Genomic DNA, 18,448 nt, shown 5'->3' on the forward strand with positions numbered 1-18,448 from the left:
AGTTAGAAAAACAGACTCATCAGTTAGTGGTCTCTTTTATCACATAGTTAACTGACCGCCAGCGCTATCGCGACCTTATTTTGAGAAAAGGAATTCTTTATCTATGAGGTACACACCTACTTTAAAACTGAGCACTCGCCTAGTTGCGTTTGTCACCGTTATAGTGACCAGTGCGATGTTCATCCTATTTTTAGGTGGTACCTTATCTTTTAAGCGACTTGGGCAAGAGTATTTAGATCATTCTTTGCAAGGTATCGTTGAAGTATTGGATAAGGAAATGGAAGATCCTGACGCGGCTTATTCACTCCAGCGTTGGATGCCCAAAATGCTTCAAGCCTCTAATATTGTTGAAATGGAGCTCCTGTCAGATAACGGTGTGATATACCGTTATAAAGATACTTCTTCGAAAGTCGATACCACTTTGCTGTATGACACTGAATATCAGCTGGAGCGCAATATTGGCTATCGCCTTCATTTTAAAGCTGTCCCCCCATACATAGGCTATGGTTATTCTCTTGAAGCTCTGTGGTCGATCACATTAGCCGTGGCCTTGATTATCTTTTGCTTGATGCGTGGGGTGAAGTGGTTGAAAGAACAGCTTGCAGGTTCTGAGTTATTGGAGGAGCGGGGCAGAATGATTCTTGCCGGACGTGTGGAAGAATACGCGAAAGGGGACATGAAAGAGTGGCCTTATACAGCCAGTGAAGCATTAGACTGCCTAATTGAAGAGCTACAAGATGCACGTCAAGAAAGAAGTCGCTTTGATACATTTATTCGTACCCAAACCTTCCTTGATCCATTAACTGGTGCGGCTAACCGTGTCCTGTTTGACAGTAAATTGGAAGCGGCTTTGTCTGAGCATGGTTCACATGGCGGTGTTTTACTGCTGCGTATTGACGATTGGGAGCAACTGCAGGAAGAATCTGGCAAGCAAGTCGCAGATGAGTTTGTTGTCGATATTGGTGATAGCTTGAATAATATTATTCAACGTTATCCTGATGTGATTCTTTCTCGTTATTACGAGTCTGATTTTGCCATTTTTGCCCCTCATTTAAGCAGTAAAGAGGTGTCACAAATAGCGATAAATAGCTTAAAGCAATTGACTAAATTATCACCTACCTCTCCTTTGGATAAAGAAAATTGGGTGCATATTGGTGTCAGTATGTACAGGGAAGGAGAGAGCCAAGGACGTATTTTAGATGAAGCTGAAACCGCTCTTAAAAGTGCCCAATTACAACGTGTAAATACTTGGAATAAGTTTAATAAATTGGTCACGCATGATGATGAGCGAGGCAGTGTACGTTGGCGTACTCTATTCGATTTAGTGCTTAAGCCGGACCAGCTTTATATTTTCTATCAACCTTGTTATTTACTGGACTCACATAAAGACAGAATCTTTGAGCATTCAGAGCTATTTGTCCGTATCAATGATCCTGATAAGGGATTGATAAAAGCATCGCGATTTAATTCTGCAATAGAATCTGTGGGTTATGAGTCCGTTTTGGATCGCGCTGTTTTTTCGGCAGTCGCTCAGTTTTTGAAAGTGTCAAAGAAAAGAATATGTTACTCTGTCAATATTCACGTAGTACCTTTTGCTGATCGTGATTACTTGAAGTGGTTTCGATATGAGCTACTACAATTAACATCAGAACAACGCAAGTCGCTGATTTTTGAATTTGCGGAAGCGAGACTAGTCAAACATCTCGATTATATGCGTCCAGTGATCAAAATGATTTCTGGGTTGGGTTGTCGAGTTACTGTTGGGCAGGCAGGTCGCTCTATAGTAAGTACTCATTATTTAAAAGATCTGCCCATTGATTTTTTGAAGCTGCATAGAAGTCTAGTGAAACAAATAGATCAGCGAGATGAAAACCAGTTATTTGTACGTAGCTTGTTAGGAGCTTGTGAAGGGCTTAAAACTCAAGTTATTGCCGTGGGTGTCGACAATAAACAAGAGTATAAAACAATGCTGGCTTTAGGAGTACAAGGGGTGCAAGGACGTTATTTTCAGTCTGAGCAACAGCTATTACCTAAAGTTGAAACTGAAAAGAAAGTCATGACGACCAGTAAAGTGCAAATTGGTCGTCGCAACCGGTGGCGAAAAGTTAGCAGTAAATGAATATCCAATCCTTGATCGGAAAGTTTAGTCACAATAAACGAGTTGGTTTAAACCTGACCGTTGTTGTCCAACCCGGCGAGTTGTATTTTTCAGCATTAGCTGAGGGAAAACTGCCATCTAAAGTGATGGTGGAAGGCAACTCCTGGCAAGAAACACTGCTTAAAACCTTGGTGCGTTCCAAGTTAACGGATCTTCATCTTGATATTGTTCTGAACTCTAAATTCTACCAAACCTATCAAATCGATAAACCCAACATTCCAGATGCAGAGTTGGTAAGTGCACTCCCGTTTTTACTTAAAGACCTGATCAGTGAAAAAGTAACGGACATCGTTGCTGATGCGGCGCACCTTCCAGTGGGTAATAAACTTCAAGTCTATGTTGCCCCTAAAAGTCTGATTGTCGGCCTACAACAAAGCCTGTCTGCTCATCATATTCAGCTCAACCGCGTCTTAGTTGAAGATGAGGTATGGGGGATATCCGCAGGCGAGTTATCAAGCTTTTTACTTTTACAGCGCAGTAAGCAAAGTAGCTTTCGAGTCAGTGCTTTTGTTGACCATCACTGTGCTTTCCAAAGAACGATTCGTGGGGTGGCTTCTCCGTTGACTGGGGTGGCGACTAGCATTCTCCAGCTTGATGGAATCGCTTTGGAGTTACAGCGTTCGATTGATTACCTCTCTTCGCAATTGCGTGGAGCTTCTCTCCACAAAATGAAAGTCTGTTGTGATGAAGAAGACCAGCAAGAGTTGGTTGAAGCATTGAGTGAACGCTTGAGTGTCAAAGTCGCTGGGTTAAGTGAGGATGAGCGTGAATCAGGGGATATTCTGATTGAGTATGCTGATCAACTCAGTGAAAGTGCGGTGAATCTTTTCCCTGACTCTCTTAAACCCAAAAAAGAAAACTTTACGCTCACCAATGTTGTTTTGGCTTGGGGGGCGGTAACGACAGTGTTACTCAGCGCTTTTGCTTATCTTTACGTTCAACAAATTCAGCTTGGGCAAGAGCTCGAAGACCACAGGGCACAGCAAGTGAAGCTTGAGCAACAACTTTCTGGCTTGAATCAGCGTCTTGCTAAACATAAGCCATCAGCCGCTAAAATCGCTGCTGTTGCCCGGTTGAAGCTTGAGATTCAAGCGAAACGCGCGTCATTAAAAGCCGTCAATGAGTTTGATCAATCCCAGCAAATTGGATATTCAGGAGTCATGCGTGCATTGGCAGAGTTGGGAAGACAAGACATTTCACTGAGCCATATTTTTATCGATTCCAATACCATGGATTTACAAGGGCTTGCGCGTGAGGCTAAAGCCATTCCGAATTGGGTCAATCAATTTAAGTCCGAAGTGAACCTTGTCGGACGTACATTTGAAAAGCTTAAAATTGGTCGTAACGATGATGATATTGTGACGTTTGAACTCATCACTAAGCAGGAGCCCAAGTAATGCAGCAATTTTGGCTCCAACTCAATGATAAATTCAATACTTTAAGTCGACGAGAAAAGTGGTTATTAACCCTTTGTGGCCTCGTGATTATTAGCCTGACTTTGTTGGTTTGGCTCGTTGAACCTATCTTGAAAGCCAACCAGTCCTTATCTGGGCAAGTTAGCTCATCTAAGCAGAATGTGCAGCGCTTAGAAGCGGATATTTTGCTGGTAACCGCTAAACTTAAGCGAGACCCTAATCAGAAGATTGATTTGGAATACAAGAAGTTGCTGACAGAGAGTCAGCAATTATCACAGCAGTTAGCAGAGATAATAGAAAACCTGATTTCTCCTAGTCAGATGGCTCGTTTATTAGAAGATGTGTTAACAGGTACACAAGGGCTAAAACTGGTGTCACTTGAATCAATGACCGCAGAAGCCATTACAGGTGGCGTCGATAACCAAACACGGACTGGATATTATCTACATCCGGTCAAAATAGAACTAACTGGCAGCTATTTTTCGATTCTGACTTATCTCAACACACTAGAGTCTTTGCCCGTTAAGTACTATTGGAGAAGCTTCCGCTATACCGTAGAGGAATACCCGACAGCACGTTTAATACTTGAAGTGTATACACTGGGAACCAGACAGGAGTTTATCGGTGGTTAGATGCATTATGGTAATTTTGATGGCTTACTCATCGATACTCCTCGCTTCGCAGGACCCGACAGCCCCATTGGGTTGGCAAAAGCCACAAGAGGCTAAGCCTGCCTCTAAGATAACTGACCAACCTGTTCCGATGCTGCAAAGTATCGTTTGCCGAGAGATTGCACAATGTCAGGCCGTTCTGAACAATCAAGTGGCATTAGTAGGGGAAACGGTTAATGGTTACACCGTGAGTTACATTGGGCCGGAGCTTGTTACGCTAGTCAAAGCGGGCAAGCAGTGGAAGTTAGAGCTATTTACTCTGGATATAAAACAGTAAGGTGATTGGAATCGTATGCGTAAACTCGTTGTAGCAATTACTGTTGCGTCATTAGTCGGTTGTTCTATGGGCCATCGTGAGCCAGTGGAAGCTAAAGATGCGCTCAATGAAGCGATTAATCAATCAGGCAGTCGCAGTTTAGATGAATTGCCACCTTCTGTTGAAGCAGACTTAATGCCTGACCTCGAGGGAGCAGCAAGCACTACCTTTGAAACAGTAAAGCGCTTTAGAATCCAAGCCAATGATGTTGATGCTAAAGCTTTTTTTGCTAGTTTGGTTAGAGGAACGGAATTTAGTGTTGCTTTGCACCCAGAAGTATCAGGCAGTATCACAGTCAATTTAACGGATGTGACATTGGACGAAGTGTTGTCTGTGGTGCAAGACCTTTATGGCTATCAGATTGAAACAACAGGGAAAGTTATCCAGATATACCCAGCAGGGCTAAGAACAGTGACTATCCCGGTTGATTACTTGCAATTTAAGCGTAGCGGTCGCTCGCTAACCTCCATCACCACAGGCACCATCACTAACAGTAGCTCTTCCAGTTCGTCATCCTCCAGTTCGGATTCGGATACTTCCAGCTCGGGCAGCTCGAGTACCACTTCATCAAAAGGAGGGACGGAAATTGAAACCACCAGTGAAAGTGACTTTTGGCCTCAGTTAGAACAAGCGGTGAGTCAGCTGATTGGCTCTGGTCAAGGGCAAAGTGTGGTGACTACCCCACAAGCTGGTGTGATCACGATTCGAGCTTTCCCTGATGAAATCCGGGAAGTGAAAAGCTTTATTGGGGTTTCACAACAAAGACTACATCGACAAGTTATCCTAGAAGCGAAAATCTTGGAAGTGACGTTGAGTGATGGCTACCAGCAAGGGATCGATTGGTCGAAGGCATTTACTTCGAATGGGACTAACTACACGATTGGTCAAGGAAACCCTGGGACAGCAGCTACATTACCTGGTTTGGATGCGATAGGGACTTTGCTAGGAGGTCAGTCCAACTTAGTCATCTCTAGCGGCAGTTTTGATGCCGTTATTAGCTTTATGTCGACTCAAGGTGACTTAAATGTGCTCTCTAGCCCTAGAGTGACAGCTTCGAATAACCAAAAAGCGGTGATCAAAGTCGGTACGGACAGTTACTTTGTGACGGACTTTTCGACGAACGTCGATTCCAGCAGTACAACATCGACAACCAGCACGGATATTGAATTAACGCCATTCTTCTCAGGGATCTCTCTTGATGTGACCCCCCAGATTGATAATGATGGCAGTGTGCTTTTGCATGTTCATCCCGCGGTTATTGATGTGAAAGAGGAAGAAAAAAACATTACCAATGGCTCGGATACGGTTTCTTTACCGCTGGCGACTAGCTCTATTCGCGAGTCGGACTCTGTGATTCGTGCTCAAGATGGGGATGTGGTTGTTATCGGAGGTTTGATGAAGTCAAATACTCTAGAGCGAACCTCCAAAGTGCCATTCCTTGGTGATGTGCCGGCATTGGGTCACTTGTTCCGCAATACCACGCAGTATACCGAGAAAACCGAATTAGTGATCTTACTTAAACCTACCGTTGTAGGGGTAAATACGTGGCAAAAAGAGCTCGAAAGATCTAGAGATTTACTTCAGGAATGGTTCCCTGATGAGCAATAATCGCCTATGTATTTGGAGCATTTTGGATTAACTCAGTTTCCATTTCACTTAACCCCGAACACTGAATTGTTCTTAGGGTTGGAGCCTCATTATGAGGCGATTCAGACGGTTCAATCCGCGATAGAAATGGGAGAAGGTCTGATCAAGATCACCGGAGAAGTAGGAACCGGAAAAACCATGGTGTGCCGGATCTTGGTGAACCAACTGAGTCAGACCGTTCAGCTTGTTTACCTACCTAACCCTGCTCTGAGCGGTGATGAACTTAGGCGAGCCATTGCGACTGAACTCGAAGTTAGCATCACTGCAGACACCACGCTGGTCGAGGATATTCAAGCTAAACTTATAGAGTTTGCGCGAAATGGCTCTCAGGTGGTGGTATTTGTGGATGAAGCGCAAGCCTTAAGCGATGAAGCGCTGGAAGTATTACGTTTATTTGGCAACTTAGAGACGGAATACCATAAGCTGATACAAATTGTCTTGCTGGGTCAGCCTGAGTTGGATGAGCGATTAGAGCAGCATCACCTGCGCCAACTTAGGCAGCGTATTACTTTTAGTGCACGGCTAAGAACGCTGACGGTTTCTGAAGTGGTGGCGTATATCGACAACCGATTAGAAAAGTCCGGTGGGGAAGCTGGTATCTTCACGGTTCATCAGAAAAAAGCCATTTGGAAAGCGAGCCGAGGTATTCCGAGGTTGATCAATCAAATCTGCCATAAGTGTTTGGTTCTGGCGTGTAGTCAAGACGAACTGACTGTCAGCAACCAACAGTTGTTTAATGCTATCCATGATACGTATGACAGCTGTAAACCAAAATTTAGAATCCCGTTAATTTGGGGCTGGAGTTTATCATGAGTGCGATTAACAATGCGCTTTCTGAGCTAGCCGATAATCAGTCTACTAAGCCCGAGCAAGTGGTTAAAGCGAACGTAAAACCTGTGAAACAACTTAAGGTTTTGCCTTGGGTGGTAGGCAGCTTTGGCTTAAGTTTAGCGGTCGGGGGATGGGCTATTTCAAGTCAGGCTCCAGTTATTGATCCGCAACCTTTGCCCGCCGTCGGAGTTGAGAAAGCGAATGAACCTATTTCCTCACCGACATCGAAATCATCGGTAAGTAGCGACACTATCTATCTTTCACAGCCTCGTCTGGTCAGTCAATTGAATCCTCTCCCCAATAAAGTAGAGACAGCAAGAGCAAGCGTTGAGCCTGAACCGACAACAATAAAAGAGGCTAGCATTGCTGCTCCTCCAGTGAAAGTGGCTCAGGGGCAAGTTGTCATTCAACAAGTGGAGTTGTCTCCTGCTCAGTTAGCAAAGAAAGCGCAAAGTCGAGCGAAAAAAGCACTGGATAACAACAACCTGACTGAAGCACTTAAGCATTATCAAGAAGCGCTGCGTTATGCGCCTGATAACGTTAAATATCGTAAAAAGCTGTCTGCACTTTATTACGGTAAAGGAGAGGTCCGTAAGGCGGTCGATATTTTACGTAAAGGCATTCAAATTGATAAAGAAGAGAGTGCTCTGCGGATGTCGTTAGCTAAATTGCTCATCAAAGAGCAGCAAAATGAAGCGGCTTTAACGGCTTTGGTGCACGTGCCTCAAAAGGCACCGGTAGAGTATTTATCGCTTCGAGCAGCGTTAGCCCAGAAATCGAAGCAAGATGACATTGCACTCAGTAGCTATCAGAGTTTAGTGACGCTGGAACCTGATAGTGGGAGATGGTGGCTTGGCTTAGGTATTCAACAAGAACGGGCTTTGAACTTAGCCAAAGCCGAAGAAGCCTACCAGCAAGCTTTAACTAAGCTGGGGTTATCCAGTCAGTCGCAGCAGTTTATTCGTGACCGTTTATCCCTTATCAGCCGTTTAAAGGAGCAGCCAGATGCAAATTAAACTTAGGAAGCGTCTTGGTGATTTGCTCGTCGAAGAAGGGATTATTACTGAGTCTCAAGTCGAAGAGGCACTAGCGGCGCAGAAAAGCACGGGCAGAAAACTGGGAGCAACTCTGATTGAGCTCGGCTTCTTAACGGAACATCAAATGCTGACTTTCCTTTCTCAGCAGCTTGACGTCCCTCTCATTGACCTGAGCCGTGCAAATGTTGATGCCGACGCGGTACAGTTACTGCCAGAAGTACACGCCCGCCGTTTGAGGACTCTGGTTATTGGGCGCCAAGGGGATACGCTAAGAGTCGCTATGAGTGATCCGGCGGATCTTTTTGCTCAAGAAGCGTTACTGGGTCAGCTACCTAACTACAGTATCGAATTTGTTATTGCGCCAGAAAAACAACTGGTGGATGGCTTTGACCGTTATTACCGACGAACCAAAGAAATTGCTTCTTTTGCTGAGCAACTTCAGGCTGAGCATCAGGTCAATGAAGCGTTTGATTTCAGTATTGAGGATGAAGACAGTGACGAAGTTACAGTTGTAAAACTGATTAACTCGTTATTTGAAGATGCCATTCAAGTAGGTGCTTCAGATATTCATATTGAGCCCGATGCCAATGTGCTGCGTCTGCGTCAGCGTATTGATGGTGTGTTACACGAGACCTTACTGAATGAAGTGAATGTTGCTCCGGCTTTGGTACTGCGCCTCAAGCTAATGGCTAACTTGGACATCTCCGAAAAACGATTACCACAAGATGGACGCTTCAATATACGTGCTAAAGGTCAGTCGGTCGATATTCGTATGTCAACCATGCCTGTCCAGCATGGTGAATCAGTGGTGATGCGTCTTCTCAACCAGTCTACAGGGGTGAGAAAGCTTGAAGAGTCAGGTATTCCGGACCATTTATTGGTTCGTCTAAGACGGCAGCTTCGCCGCCCGCACGGCATGATACTGGTGACGGGGCCAACAGGCTCAGGTAAAACCACCACGTTATATGGTGCCTTGAGTGAACTGAACGAACCCGGAAAGAAAATTATTACCGCAGAAGACCCGGTAGAATACCGCTTACCGCGTGTTAACCAAGTGCAGGTGAACCCTAAAATTGACCTCGATTTCTCCACCATCCTGAGAACCTTCCTTCGTCAGGATCCAGATATCATTCTAGTTGGGGAGATGCGTGATCAAGAAACGGTTGAAATTGGCTTACGTGCTGCGCTGACGGGCCACTTGGTATTGAGTACTTTGCATACTAATGATGCGGTGGATAGTGCGCTTCGGATGATGGATATGGGAGCACCGGGTTACTTGGTAGCCAGTGCTGTTCGAGCAGTGGTTGCCCAGCGTCTAGTTCGTAAGGTTTGCCCTGACTGTAAAACGGATGATGATGTGGAAGACGCACGTAGACAGTGGCTAGCGCAACGTTTCCCAAACCAAGAGCAAGCGACTTTTGTTAAAGGGCGTGGATGCCAAAACTGTAACCTGACTGGTTATCAGGGTCGTATCGGTGTCTTTGAAATGCTTGAACTTGAACAGGAGATGATGGATAAGCTACGAGCTAATGATGCTGTGGGTTTCTCCATTGTTGCTCGTCAGTCGGCAAGTTATAAACCTCTGCTTGCCTCTGCTATGGAGCTTGCTTTGCAGGGAATCGTGAGCTTAGACGAAGTGATGAATCTCGGAGAAGGCGATGCTTCTGGCTCTGTTGAAGCGATCTACTTATAGGGAGAATGATGCCAGTATTTAGCTATCAGGGACGTAATCTGGATGGTTCAGCCGCGGCTGGGCAGGTTGAAGCGCCCAATGAAGAGGCGGCGGCTGAATCGCTTATCAATAAAGGTGTCATTCCTACCGCTATAACACAGGGTTCAGGCGGCAGCTCTTTTGATATTGATCTCCGGTCGATATTTAAACCCTCGATCCCTTTGGAAGTGCTGGTCATTTTCTGTCGTCAGTTATACAGCTTGACCAAAGCCGGTGTTCCTTTGCTGCGTTCAATGAAGGGCTTGACGCAAAATAGCGCTAATAAGCAGTTAAAAGAGGCACTAGAAGAAGTAACACAAGAGCTGACTAATGGACGAAGCTTGTCGGCATCCATGCAGATGCATTCTAAGGTCTTTAGCCCTTTATTTGTTTCTATGATCAATGTGGGGGAAAACACAGGTCGATTGGATCAGGCTTTGATGCAACTGGCTAACTACTATGAGCAGGAAGTGGAGACGCGAAAGCGGATTAAAACGGCAATGCGATACCCCACTTTTGTGATCAGTTTCATTGTCGTGGCGTTGTTTATCCTTAATGTAAAGGTTATCCCACAGTTCGCTAGCATGTTTTCTCGTTTTGGCGTCGATTTACCCTTACCTACTCGAATTATCATTGCGACATCCGACTTCTTTGTGAACTATTGGGCATTTATGTTGGCTGGGATCGTGAGTCTGATCTTTGCGTTCAAAGCTTGGGTCAAGACAGCTAAAGGTCAAGAACGTTGGGATAAGTTTCGCTTGCGTATGCCGATCATTGGTGATCTGGTAAATCGTGCCCAACTGGCGCGCTTTTCCCGTACGTTTGCTCTGATGTTGAAGGCAGGTGTTCCACTTAACCAGTCACTCGCCCTGTCCGCAGAAGCGCTTGAAAATAGATATCTAGAAAATCGTCTGTTGGAGATGAAATCTTCGATTGAAGCAGGTGGAACGATCTCATCGACAGCGAGCAACAGTCAGGTATTTACCCCTTTGGTTCTGCAGATGTTGTCGGTGGGAGAGGAAACCGGTCGGATTGACGAGCTTTTGCTTGAAGCCGCTGATTTTTATGATCGTGAAGTCGATTATGATTTGAAAACACTGACGGCACGAATTGAGCCTATATTATTAGTAGTGGTTGCGGGCATGGTATTAATACTTGCATTGGGTATATTCCTGCCAATGTGGGGCATGTTAGACGCAATTCAAGGTTAATATGTCGAGTAATATTGAACGCTCTAGATTCGTTGTTTGGCTGTTGGTTATCATTATTCTAATACTGAGCTTTGTTCTGATAATCGAGAAATTAGAAGAAGATGTTGATGACGCTGCATTTTTACTGGCGAGTAAAAGAATGATAGAAAGAGCGAGCTTCTATAAGCAGCAATGGATGTTGAATGGCCAACGAGAGCACTTAGTGGTAGATACTGAAAACCTTTTGTTTTCAAAGCATGGTTGGGTTATCCCAAACCGTGAACAGAGTAGAACAGCATGTGAGAGTTGGTTTTCGTTATTATATCCAGAACAAAGAGTGTTAGGGGTAGCACCGTCTAAAGTTGTGGAGCGTTCTGAATTAAATAATTATCGATGTGAGTATATTTTTAATTATGGAAAGTCGATTCATATACAGCTCGTGGATAATAATTTTACCGTGAGTGTCGGCTTCTCGGCCAAGTGATTGTATTGACGTATTTGCGATAGCTATATTGCGGATATTTCGTATAATATGTTGTAGTAAATAGCGAGTTTATCATTATGCATAATAAGCAGTTCGGTTTTTCGTTAGTTGAGCTTGTTGTTGTCATTGTTGTGGTTGGTCTATTAGCGGTTGCTGCTTTGCCGCGCTTTTTAGATGTTACTGATGAAGCGAAAAAGGCTAGCGTGGAAGGTGTGGCTGGTGGCTTTGCTACTGGCGTGTTATCCGCTCGTGCGCAATGGGAAGCAGAGGCTCGTCCCTCGGTGACAGTCAACACTGAAACGTATAATCGAGTTGATTATGATGGTGTGGATTTTTGGCTGACTCGCGCCCAAAACGGCAGTAATGCGGATACTGGCTTTCGAGACGGATATCCCTATGGTTTAAACACCGATAATGTGAGTTTTCCGACCAGTTTAACTGACCAGATGTGTATAGACTTGATGAATAACTTATTACAAAACCCACCAAGTGTTGATACAGTATCGAATGCAAACACGAATGGAAATATAAAATATTCAGCACAGGCTGATGACTCAAATGACACTTGTACCTATATTCAACAAGAAGGTGGTATGGATCATCAGTTTGTTTATGAGATTAAAACAGGTCGTGTGACCGTAACCTTGCAGTAGTACTGCGGACATTTAACACAGAGAGATTGAGACTATGAAAAAACAAGGCGGTTTCACCCTAATCGAATTGGTCGTGGTGATTGTTATTCTAGGTATTCTGGCAGTGACTGCAGCACCTCGTTTTCTTAACCTGCAAGGTGATGCTCGCGAAGCTTCCCTACAAGGATTGAGAGGCGCAATGCAGGGCGCGGCAGGGATTGTTTATGGTAAAGCTGCTATAGATGGTAGTGAAACCTCATCCTCAGCAGTGAATGTTACGGCAGGGAGCACTACAGTTAGTACCATATTTGGTTATCCAGTAGCTTCCTCTGCGGGTATTGGCGCAGCAGTTGCTGGGCTTGCGGAGGACTGGGATGAAATCACAAGTGCAGGTCAACCGACTGACTCTATTTCCTACACTTTTGATGGAACAACAACTGCTGGTTGTCATGTTAACTATGAACGAGCCACATCGGCAGGCGACGAGCCTACCATAACAGTTGTTACCACAGGTTGTTAAATTTCAAAGGCCAGCATTGCTGGCCTTTTCTTTATGCCACTCTACTTCTATTCCATTTCTAAATACCTTCTCAAAACTCACACAAATTCCCTCATCAATAGCCTTTCTAATTTATAATCAAATAAGAAAAATTAACTACTTAGGTATGCTATGAAAGTTAAGCGTGATCGAGGATTTACACTCATTGAACTGATCATGGTTATTGTTCTGCTGGCGGTTGTCTCTGTTTATGCGGCCAGCCGATATTTTGGCAAAAGTAGCTTCGACGCCCAATTAATGGAAGAGGCAGTATTATCTTCGTTGCGCTTAACTCAGCTAAGAGCAATGAATCGTAGTAATTTGTGTGGTAGATGGATTCTGAGTGGAAACCAAGCCATTGATATGGCAGCTTCAATAACTTCTGGAGCCTGCAATACTATTTTCCCAGGTGACACCAGTGACAGCAGCTTTGTCGATGCTGAGGTCGAGGATGTGTCCATAACACTCAATTCCAGCTCCCAAGGGTTTATTGACTTTGATAGCTTAGGACGACCTTCGCAATGCTCTGTGGCTTCTTGCACAATAGCAATTCAAGGTCAGTCGGGAACCAGCCGATTTATTTGTATCAATTCAGAAGGTGGTATTTTTGCAAATCCGACAAGTTGCTAAAAAAAAGGGTTTTTCACTGTTAGAAATGGTGGTGGTGATCGTGATTATTGGCATCGCAATCGGTGGTGTCTCGATAGCCCTTTTTCCTAAAGGTAAGCAAAGTGCCGACCAGGTTGCGTCAGTTAAAGCCGCTGAGCTTGGGCGAGCAGTATTGGACGAAGTATTAGGGCGACATTTTGATCAGAACTCTGGGCCGAATGGAGGAGTACCAGAATGTGTCATCGTTGCTCAGGCTGATCGGGTGTTATGTACTTCGGCGGCGAACCTTGGATCGGATTCCGGAGAGTCGGATAAAACGCTCTACAATGATGTCGATGACTTTGATGGGCTGAATGGAGCGGCTCAAGATGTGTTAGGTAATAGCATCAATGATGGCTACCAAGGCTATAATATTGCGATTACGGTTTTCTATGAGCAGGAAGTCGGCGGAACAATGCAAGGCGTAGAATCGACCGCAATGACAAACTACAAGAGAATCAACGTCACTATTACCGATCGGCAGGGGAATACCTACCCCTTCGCGGCGACAAAAGGGAATTTTTGATGCGTGGTTTTACTCTGATTGAGATGGTGGTGTCAATTACTTTACTCGGTATAGTCGGCTTGTTTGTGGGCGAGGTGGTGCGTCAGTCATTAGTGCTTTATTCCGACTCTGCAAATAGAGAAGCGCTCATTCAACAAGGGCGGTTTGCCACAGAAAGGCTACGTCGAGAAATCCGTGAAGCGATCCCTAACAGCGTCGTGGTTGAAAATAACTGCATTGAAATTCTGCCGATTACCAACACTGCTATTTATATGGATCTTCCTACCCCTTCCTCCGCCTCTGCGTCGATCAGAGTATTACCTGTGGTCAAAAGTATTACCGCAGGTGAGCGTGTTGTCGTTTACCCAACGGATGCCTCTGAGCTAAGAAAAACGATTGATGGCACCGGCCAAATTGCTGAAGTGAGAAATGATGTTGATTTTACGGCCAGTGGCGCTATGTCTTCTATGGTAGATGTTGATCTGACGGTAAGCACAGGTTTTACGACCTTCAGCCCTGCTGAACGCCTGTATTTCTATCAAGAGCCAGTCGCATTTTGCTTGGTTGGCAATGAGCTAATGCGTTATTCGGGCTATGATCTAGGTAGGGCTTCTCTAACACCAGCGTTATTGGGTAGTGGTGTTCGAGTCGCTGGAAATCTTAACCAAGTGAATTTTTTGGTCTCAGAACCTCAATTGCAACGAAATGGCTTGGTAAAAATGGAGTTAACATTCTCTGATAATGGAGAGCAGATAAGGTTTGATCATGATGCGCTTATCTACAACACGCCGTAGACAACAGGGCAGTGGATTGTTACTGGTTATCTTCATCACTGTGGTGGTGGTGGGGTTTATGGCGACTATTGCCAATAGAAACCAAGAGCGTAGCAGTGATCAGCTTATTGCCGCAGTGATAGGCACAAGAGCGGAAATGGCGGCACGCTCAGCCGCTCAGATAGAAATCAGTCGCTTTTACCAACCCGTAACGGATGGCAGTTGTCAGCTTGGGGTTCAACAAACAATTAATTTTAATGGCGGCGGCCTATCTCAGTGTACGGCTTCTGTGGTGTGCAACGCTTTAGGGACTTTGGATGACAATACGCAAGTATTTCAGTTGGTTTCAACAGGAATATGTCAAGTAGGAGGGTGGCAGTTGCAAAGAATTATTGAGGTAGGAGTGCGGCAATGAACGTAATGAGGAAAATAGTTTATTGTGTCATTGGGTTGATAATGCCGATTTCCGCTTATGCTGTGCCTCAATGTACGGATGTCTTTACTGATCCTCCTTCTGGAAACCATTCTGGAAGCGGTTTAGTACCGCCGCCAGATATTATTGACAATAAATACGGAGACTTAGATTGTTATAGAACATGGTGGGGGTACGACTACTGTAGAGTGAATGATACAACCATCGTCGGCACAAATTTTCCTCCAGGAGATTTCAGTTTTGCTGCAGGCGATTTTAATAATGGCTCAAGAATCTACACTAATGGAGCCACCACTCGTTTGTATTTTGACTCTCTTCAACTAAATAATGTTGAGTTAAACCTTGATGGTAATCCTGAAGATTTATTTATTTATGTCGCAGGCAGCTTGCAGATCGCGGGTCAGAACAAAATCAATGGCATTATCTACGTTGCAGGGAGCGTTCAGGTAGCTGGTAATGCAGAAATCTCAGGAGCACTAGCTTCTGGAGGCGCATTATCAACCGTTGGTAATAGTACTGTAACGGTAGACCCTGATGCGATTGAGGATGCGGATCTCATTGGTATGTGTGAAGACTCAAGTGTCTCTTTAGAATGTTTTACCGATGACTTTAATTCAGGAAGTTTGTCTGATTTGTGGGTCACTTCAACCAGTAGTGGCTCATTCCAGCCGGGTATTGCGAGTAGCCGATTACGTTTTACTCAGGCAGTACAAAATCAGTCCACATCATCGACGTATCAACGCTTATTCCCAGCTAAAGATAACTTGGTTGAAATTGAATTTGACCATTTTGCCTACAATGGGTCAGGTGCGGATGGTATTGCAGTTGTACTGTCTGATGCATTAGTAACGCCGAGAGCGGGGGCATTTGGCGGGCCATTGGGATATGGTTTTAAACCTAATGAGCCTGGCTTTGCAGGCGGCTGGTTAGGTATTGGGATCGATGAATACGGGAATTTCTCTGCTCAAGGTGGAGAGGGAAGTGATCCTGGACAGCGCCGTCAGTCGGTCGCTCTAAGGGGCTCAGGCTCTAATGAAACAGGGTATCGGTACTTAGCAGGTGCCTGTAATAACGGTCAAACTAATCAAAACAGCGATTGTTTATCTCCGACCGTCGATGATAATAACTCTGGTTCAGTACATCGCTATAAGATTGTGGTTGATTCTAGGGTGAGTAACCAATCTCAGGTCGAGATCTTCCGTAAAATTGGTAGTGCTGACTGGCAAACGATTGTTGGTCCAATTGATGTCCTGGATGGCCAATACTCACAAGCCGCAGTACCTGAAGATTTTTTATTATCTATCACAGGCTCTACAGGTGATTTAACGAATAATCATGAGATAGACAACTTTCAGGTTTGTGCGTTGAATTCCCGCCCTATAGAAGATCAAATTGATCATTTCCGTATAACGCATACAGGGCAAGGTGTAACTTGTAACGAATCAGAAGTTACCATCCGAGCATGTAAAGACTCAAGTTGTACAGAAGAATACACAGATACTGTCACGGCAACTCTGTCTCCTGCAACCGTTCCTGGAGGTGGAGGATGGGTTGGTGGCAATGTGAAAACCTTCTCTGGAGGCTCTGGTACTTTTTATATTCGCAAGAATCAGCCAGGCACACTGACATTGGATGTGACAGGTTCTACGCCACCAGCTAAGCCTTTCTCTAGCAATCTGTGTGATGATGGCAGTGGCTTGAGTGAGAATAACTGTGACATGGTTTTTTCTGATAGTGGCTTTGTGATCGATGTGCCTGATAAGTATGGAGCAGAGACTGTGACTGCTACGATTAAAGCGGTTAAGCAAGGTGATAGTGCGACTCAGTGTGTACCTAGTTTTGCTAATGTCACTAAGAGTGTTGACCTATGGAGCCAGTACTTAGACCCTGTTGAAGGGGCTGACTTAATAGGTCAGCCCAAAGTATCGGTAGAAAGCACAGAAATTGGTATTAACGAATCCGATGCCACCAACTTCAACCTAGCCTTTAATAGCTCGGGGCAAGCATCGGTTAACCTTAACTATGATGATGCAGGGCACATACAGCTCAATGCTAAATTTAATGGTACTGGTGATGAACAAGGGTTAGAGCTAACAGGGAGTGGCAATTTTATTAGTGCGCCAAAATACTTAACTGTCAGCGCAGAGAATACCTCTGGAGGTACAGGTGTTTGTAGCAGTGCGGATACAAGTTGTAGCGTTTTTGCGAAGGCAGGAGAAAACTTTACTCTTAAAGTCACTGCTTATAACCAAGATGATGAAGTGACGCCCAACTATAAACATAGTGATATTACCATCACCCATAGCTTGGTTGAGCCCTCAACAGGCAACACAGGAAGTATCAGCACCACTTCTTACAACCACGTTCCGATTTTGAATGGTACCAATAGTGTTACACAGTCGGTCTCTGAGGTTGGGGTGTTTAATTTTACGGTTGATCCACCAAGCTCATTTTATGGAAAGACGACTAAACCTATCGCCTCAAGCTCTACAGGTAATATCGGGCGCTTTACTCCGGCATATTTTGAGCTTCCGGCGACGTCTACTGGTATTTTGAATACGCCAGTGCTGCTGGGGGCTTGTTCTCAATTCCCGCAGTTTAGCTATATTGGCCAATCATTTGGTTATTCGACTAACCCTGCATTGACGCTAAATCCTAAAGCCGTTGATGGTTTGGATATTGAAAATTATGTTATCGGTAATTGGTGGCGTTACAGTAATAGCTGGGGAAGTCGTAACTATATCGCTGATAATGGTTTAACTATTGCTTTAGACCCCACGGCTTCTCCTAGTGTGACTAGAACTCCCTCTGATGAGAACATCATGGTGTTAAATAATGAGATGATTTTCTACACCAAGGAAACGACACCAATTAATCCTTTTACTGCTAGCTTCCAACTAGTATTAACTGCAAGTGATGTGACTGATTCCGATGGCGTTTGCTTGAAGTCCAACGACTCAGGAGCTTGCCAAGGTATTACCTTTGAGAATGTAGATGACACTATGCAGCTTCGTTGGGGGCGTTTGCTTATCAACGACACCTATGGCTCTGAGATAGCAACGGTGAGGCAGAGACTGGAATTACAACACTATCAAAATGATCGCTTTGAAACTAATACCGATGACTCATGCACCAGCTTCGGGGCGATTGGAAACTTTGTATTTACATCAGGGGAATACACGGTTGTTGACAGCGGTAGCCCTACTCAGCCGGAGGTTAATGCTTCACTCGTTTCTGCGACAGCTAGTGGTGGTGAGTCTTGGATAGAATTCACCCCACCGGGTTCTGGCAGTTATGGAACGATTACAACTTCTCTCAACGTGAATTCGTTGTTTCCTTGGCTAAGGGATGATGAAGACGATGATGGCAATTTTGAAAGTACTGCCTCAGGACTGACACAATTTGGTCTCTACCGAGGGAGCGATCGGGTCATTTGGTGGAACGAACAGAATTAGAGAC

Annotated in this window: 17 protein-coding genes; all 17 read left to right on the forward strand. The window is 44.7% G+C overall.

Translation table 11 applies throughout. The annotated features are described in order from the left end of the window. The first annotated feature begins 103 nt into the window (after positions 1 to 103). A complete protein-coding gene (gene csrD / locus L1D31_RS00185; RefSeq protein WP_239835106.1) occupies positions 104 to 2,119 on the forward strand; it encodes an RNase E specificity factor CsrD in 2,016 nt (671 codons plus the stop codon). Continuing rightward, entirely contained in the window at positions 2,116 to 3,555 is a 1,440-nt protein-coding gene (locus L1D31_RS00190; RefSeq protein ID WP_239835107.1) for an MSHA biogenesis protein MshI, read from the forward strand. Before csrD ends, L1D31_RS00190 begins: the two co-directional genes overlap by 4 nt. Beyond that, a complete protein-coding gene (gspM, locus tag L1D31_RS00195) occupies positions 3,555 to 4,205 on the forward strand; it encodes a type II secretion system protein GspM (RefSeq protein WP_239835108.1) in 651 nt (216 codons plus the stop codon). Before L1D31_RS00190 ends, gspM begins: the two co-directional genes overlap by 1 nt. A gap of 19 nt (positions 4,206 to 4,224) precedes the next feature. Beyond that, entirely contained in the window at positions 4,225 to 4,521 is a 297-nt protein-coding gene (locus L1D31_RS00200) for an MSHA biogenesis protein MshK (protein WP_239835109.1), read from the forward strand. A 15-nt stretch (positions 4,522 to 4,536) separates the two neighbouring features. Then, complete coding sequence (gene mshL / locus L1D31_RS00205) at positions 4,537 to 6,168, forward strand: pilus (MSHA type) biogenesis protein MshL (protein ID WP_239835110.1); 1,632 nt, start codon at positions 4,537 to 4,539, stop codon at positions 6,166 to 6,168. A gap of 6 nt (positions 6,169 to 6,174) precedes the next feature. Further along, entirely contained in the window at positions 6,175 to 7,020 is an 846-nt protein-coding gene (locus tag L1D31_RS00210) for an AAA family ATPase (RefSeq protein WP_239835111.1), read from the forward strand. Continuing rightward, the gene (locus L1D31_RS00215) at positions 7,017 to 8,054 is read left to right on the forward strand and encodes a tetratricopeptide repeat protein (RefSeq protein ID WP_239835112.1); all 1,038 of its coding nucleotides are present in this window, start codon (positions 7,017 to 7,019) and stop codon (positions 8,052 to 8,054) included. The genes L1D31_RS00210 and L1D31_RS00215 overlap by 4 nt, the downstream gene beginning before the upstream one ends. Then, positions 8,044 to 9,768: a type II/IV secretion system protein gene (locus L1D31_RS00220; protein ID WP_239835113.1), complete on the forward strand. Its 1,725-nt coding sequence runs from the start codon at positions 8,044 to 8,046 to the stop codon at positions 9,766 to 9,768. Before L1D31_RS00215 ends, L1D31_RS00220 begins: the two co-directional genes overlap by 11 nt. A gap of 8 nt (positions 9,769 to 9,776) precedes the next feature. Continuing rightward, the gene (locus tag L1D31_RS00225; RefSeq protein WP_239836346.1) at positions 9,777 to 10,997 is read left to right on the forward strand and encodes a type II secretion system F family protein; all 1,221 of its coding nucleotides are present in this window, start codon (positions 9,777 to 9,779) and stop codon (positions 10,995 to 10,997) included. 1 nt (position 10,998) lies between these two features. After that, positions 10,999 to 11,460, forward strand: a complete 462-nt coding sequence (locus tag L1D31_RS00230; RefSeq protein ID WP_239835114.1) for an MSHA biogenesis protein MshF — start codon at positions 10,999 to 11,001, stop codon at positions 11,458 to 11,460. Between the two features lie 77 nt (positions 11,461 to 11,537). Beyond that, positions 11,538 to 12,113: a prepilin-type N-terminal cleavage/methylation domain-containing protein gene (locus L1D31_RS00235; protein ID WP_239835115.1), complete on the forward strand. Its 576-nt coding sequence runs from the start codon at positions 11,538 to 11,540 to the stop codon at positions 12,111 to 12,113. Between the two features lie 34 nt (positions 12,114 to 12,147). Beyond that, positions 12,148 to 12,612 carry a type II secretion system protein gene (locus L1D31_RS00240; RefSeq protein WP_239835116.1) on the forward strand — a complete coding sequence of 155 codons (465 nt, stop codon included), beginning with the start codon at positions 12,148 to 12,150 and terminating at the stop codon, positions 12,610 to 12,612. Between the two features lie 150 nt (positions 12,613 to 12,762). Beyond that, entirely contained in the window at positions 12,763 to 13,260 is a 498-nt protein-coding gene (locus L1D31_RS00245) for a prepilin-type N-terminal cleavage/methylation domain-containing protein (protein ID WP_239835117.1), read from the forward strand. Next, entirely contained in the window at positions 13,238 to 13,804 is a 567-nt protein-coding gene (locus L1D31_RS00250) for a prepilin-type N-terminal cleavage/methylation domain-containing protein (protein ID WP_239835118.1), read from the forward strand. The genes L1D31_RS00245 and L1D31_RS00250 overlap by 23 nt, the downstream gene beginning before the upstream one ends. After that, positions 13,804 to 14,577 carry a type II secretion system protein gene (locus L1D31_RS00255; RefSeq protein ID WP_239835119.1) on the forward strand — a complete coding sequence of 258 codons (774 nt, stop codon included), beginning with the start codon at positions 13,804 to 13,806 and terminating at the stop codon, positions 14,575 to 14,577. Before L1D31_RS00250 ends, L1D31_RS00255 begins: the two co-directional genes overlap by 1 nt. Then, positions 14,549 to 14,971, forward strand: a complete 423-nt coding sequence (locus tag L1D31_RS00260; RefSeq protein WP_239835120.1) for an MSHA biogenesis protein MshP — start codon at positions 14,549 to 14,551, stop codon at positions 14,969 to 14,971. The genes L1D31_RS00255 and L1D31_RS00260 overlap by 29 nt, the downstream gene beginning before the upstream one ends. Then, positions 14,968 to 18,444 (forward strand): DUF6701 domain-containing protein, encoded by a 3,477-nt coding sequence (locus L1D31_RS00265; protein WP_239835121.1) that lies wholly within the window; start codon positions 14,968 to 14,970, stop codon positions 18,442 to 18,444. Before L1D31_RS00260 ends, L1D31_RS00265 begins: the two co-directional genes overlap by 4 nt. The last annotated feature ends 4 nt before the right edge of the window (positions 18,445 to 18,448 follow it).

Origin of the sequence: Vibrio sp. Isolate23 (genome assembly GCF_022398095.1) — a bacterium.
GTDB classification, from domain to species: domain Bacteria; phylum Pseudomonadota; class Gammaproteobacteria; order Enterobacterales; family Vibrionaceae; genus Vibrio; species Vibrio coralliilyticus_A.